The sequence below is a fragment of the Mycobacterium sp. genome (assembly GCF_051006775.1).
In the GTDB taxonomy this organism is placed as follows: domain Bacteria; phylum Actinomycetota; class Actinomycetes; order Mycobacteriales; family Mycobacteriaceae; genus Mycobacterium.
The window spans coordinates 1-2,906 of the sequence record NZ_JBPCSX010000109.1 but is presented as its reverse complement, the minus strand read 5'-3'; the positions used below and the strand labels follow the sequence as shown (position 1 = coordinate 2,906).

At 65.6% G+C, this 2,906-nt stretch carries 3 protein-coding genes; 2 read left to right on the top strand and 1 reads right to left on the bottom strand.

From position 1 onward, the window contains the following. Positions 1-925: acyl-CoA dehydrogenase family protein (locus tag ACR2JI_RS08160; RefSeq protein ID WP_526389577.1), on the top strand; the 925-nt coding region annotated here is incomplete at its 5' end. After that, the gene (locus tag ACR2JI_RS08155) at positions 922-2,034 is read left to right on the top strand and encodes an acyl-CoA dehydrogenase family protein (protein WP_526389576.1); all 1,113 of its coding nucleotides are present in this window, start codon (positions 922-924) and stop codon (positions 2,032-2,034) included. The genes ACR2JI_RS08160 and ACR2JI_RS08155, both read left to right, overlap by 4 nt. A 14-nt stretch (positions 2,035-2,048) precedes the next feature. Here the strand turns inward: ACR2JI_RS08155 and ACR2JI_RS08150 are convergent, their stop codons facing one another. After that, complete coding sequence (locus ACR2JI_RS08150; protein WP_526389578.1) at positions 2,049-2,822, bottom strand: SDR family oxidoreductase; 774 nt, start codon at positions 2,820-2,822, stop codon at positions 2,049-2,051. Between the last annotated feature and the right edge of the window lie 84 nt (positions 2,823-2,906).

The following is a 2,906-nucleotide window of genomic DNA, read 5'->3' as shown; positions in this document are numbered from 1 at the left end:
CGGCGGCCAGGGGGCGTCACCGCTACGACAACTGGCTTTCCATGAAGAGCATCAGCGCGCAGGCGGCCACGGCGGCGAACCCTTTTTCGTCGGGATATCACATGCCGGGCCGACCATCATCATGAAGGGCAATGAGTTCCAGCGCAACGCTTGGCTGCCCGGCATCCTCAACGGGGATCTGCACTTCGCACAGTGCTTCTCCGAGCCCGGTGCCGGTTCGGACCTGGCGGCCGTCAGCACCCGGGCAGTAGTGGACGGCGACGATCTGGTGATCACCGGCGAGAAGCGTTGGAACACCCATGCGCAGCACGCCGACCTCTGTGAACTTCTGGTGCGCACCGACCCGGCCGACCGCTACGGCGGCCTCACATACCTGATTGCCGATATGCGTTCGCCCGGGATCACCGTCCGGCCGATCACCACGATCACCGGGGAGCCGGAGTTCGGCGAGGTCTTCTTCGACGATGTTCGGATTCCGCTGGCGAACGCCCTGGGACAGATAGGCGAGGGCTGGTCCGTTGCTACCACAACCCTTTCCTTCGAGCGAAGCACCGCTTTCGCCGCGACCATCATCGGCCTGCAGCGGCGGGTGGCTCGACTGGCCGATCAGCATCGCGGCGACCCGGTCCTGAGCGCGCGTGTCTCTGAGCTGGCCGACGACGTATTCGCGGCACGGGCACTGCTGTACAAGAGCGTCGCTGAACAGGAACAGAGCAGTACCCCCGGACCGGCCGGCAGTGCTTTGAAACTCATCGCCACTGAACTCAACCACGCGATTACCAGGTTCGCCCTGCTCGCTGATCCGACGGAGCTGGAGTCTTATCTCGAATCGTTCGGCTTGCGGATCGGCGGCGGTACCTCTGAGATACAGCGAAACGTGTTGGCGGAGAGGGTCCTCGGATTGCCCAAGGAACCGCGTCGATGAGCGGACCGGATGCCGGAACGCTCGCCGAACTGCACCGATTCCTGAACACCGCGTTACCCGGGTTTCTCGCCGAGTTCGGTGACCGAACCGATTTCGCCGCATGTCTCGCCTGGCACCGCTGCCTGGCGGAGGGCAACTGGGTCGGACTGAACTGGCCGGCTGAGTTCGGTGGCCGCGATCTCGATCTTGCGACACAGGTGGCCTGTGAGAATGCGCTGACCGGCGCCGGGGCGCCGCAGATCGCCCGCTTCTTCGGGGTGAACACTGTCGCCGCTGCGATCATGGAATGGGGCAGCGCAGAACAGAAATCGGCGCTGCCGGCCATCCGGACCGGCGAAGTGCTGTACTGCCAAGGATTCTCCGAACCCGGTGCTGGGAGCGACCTTGCCAGCCTGCGCACACGCGCGCAGTCATGCGCCGACGGCTTCACGCTCAACGGACAGAAGGTGTGGACCTCGCACGGCGGCGAGGCAGACGCATGCCTGGTTCTCGCCCGAACCGGAGCGATCGAGAACGGTGGTCGATCACACCGCGGACTGTCGCTGTTCCTGGTCCCCCTGCACCTGCCCGGCGTGACCATCACGCCAATCCGCCAGCTCAATGGGGGATCTGAGTTCGTCGAGTTGTTCTTCGACGATGTCGCACTGCCTGCCACCGCACTGCTCGGCCCGCTCGACGCGGGGTGGACGGTGGCGATGAGCGCGCTGGCCCACGAACGAGCCGCTGCGATGGTGCTCGCGACCCGCACCCGCGCGGCCGTGCGATCGGCACTGAACGCAGATCGCGTGATCAGTGACCACCGACGCGATGAGGCTCTGCGCCTTTACGTCGACGCGGAGGTGCTCGGACTCCTCGCCGAGCGGTGCATCGCCGAAATCGGCTCCGGCGCACCGGGTCCGGCCCAATCGGTTGTCAAACTGGCCTGGAGCGACGTCGATCAGCGTCATGCGGAATTGTCATTTGACCTTGCCGGTCCGGCCGCGTCAGCAGGAGGTTCCCCAGCCGCCGCCGAGTCCCTGTTGTTCAGCAGATCGAGCACAATCGCTGCCGGGACCACTGAGGTGATGCGCAACATCCTCGCCGAACAGGTTCTGCAACTACCTCGCTGACGGTATTCGCCGCCCTACTTCGGGGCGAATCTCTGGGCCCCGTCGAGGCGCATGACCTCACCGTTGACGTATCCATTGCCCAATAGAAAAGCAACCGCGTCGGCGTACTCGTCGGGAGTGCCGAGCCGTTTGGGGAACGGAACGCTGGCCGCGAAAACAGCGAGCGCTTCCTCTCCGACGGACTCCATGATGGGGGTACGCATCGTGCCCGGAGCCACGGTGTTGACCCGGATGCCCGCGGCGCTCAAATCCCTTGCCAGCACCAGGGTGAGCCCGATGACACCCGCTTTCGCAGCCGTGTAGGCGGCCTGCCCGATCTGGCCCTCATAACCGGCAATCGACGCTGTCATCACCAGGGCTCCGCGTTCGCCGCCGTGCCCCGGTTCGGCCTGTGCGATCGCCGCCGCCGCAATCCGCGCGACGTTGTAGGTACCGGTCAGGTAGGCATCGATTGTCCCCCGGAAGGTACCCAGTGCCGCGGGGGTACCGTCTCGACCGATGGTCCGGCGCGACTCCCCCGGACCCCCGTGGGCGGTTACCGCGTACCGGGGCACCCCGACCTCGTGGGCCTTAGCGAAGGCTGCACTCACCGAGTCCTCGTCGGTGACGTCGGTGTGCGCGAACAGTGCCCGTGACCCCAACTCTGCTGCGAGAGCATTGCCTTTATCAGTAGCGAGGTCGGCGATGACGACGCCGAGTCCGGCGGTGTGCAAACGGCGGACCGTCGCTTCCCCGAGGCCGCCGGCCCCACCGGTGACGACGACCGATGCAGCGGTGTCGAGTGTCATGAAAGTCCCCTGTGATGTCGGGTGCTGATCGTCGGCGATCAGATCAGAACTGGCCGGGACGGTATCCCGCGGCCGAATTGCGAA

Coding starts and splice junctions, on each gene's coding strand:
- ACR2JI_RS08155 (WP_526389576.1), top strand. CDS start 922: ATGAGCGGACCGGATGCCGGAACGCTCGCCGAACTGCACCGATTCCTG.
- ACR2JI_RS08150 (WP_526389578.1), bottom strand. CDS start 2,822: ATGACACTCGACACCGCTGCATCGGTCGTCGTCACCGGTGGGGCCGGC.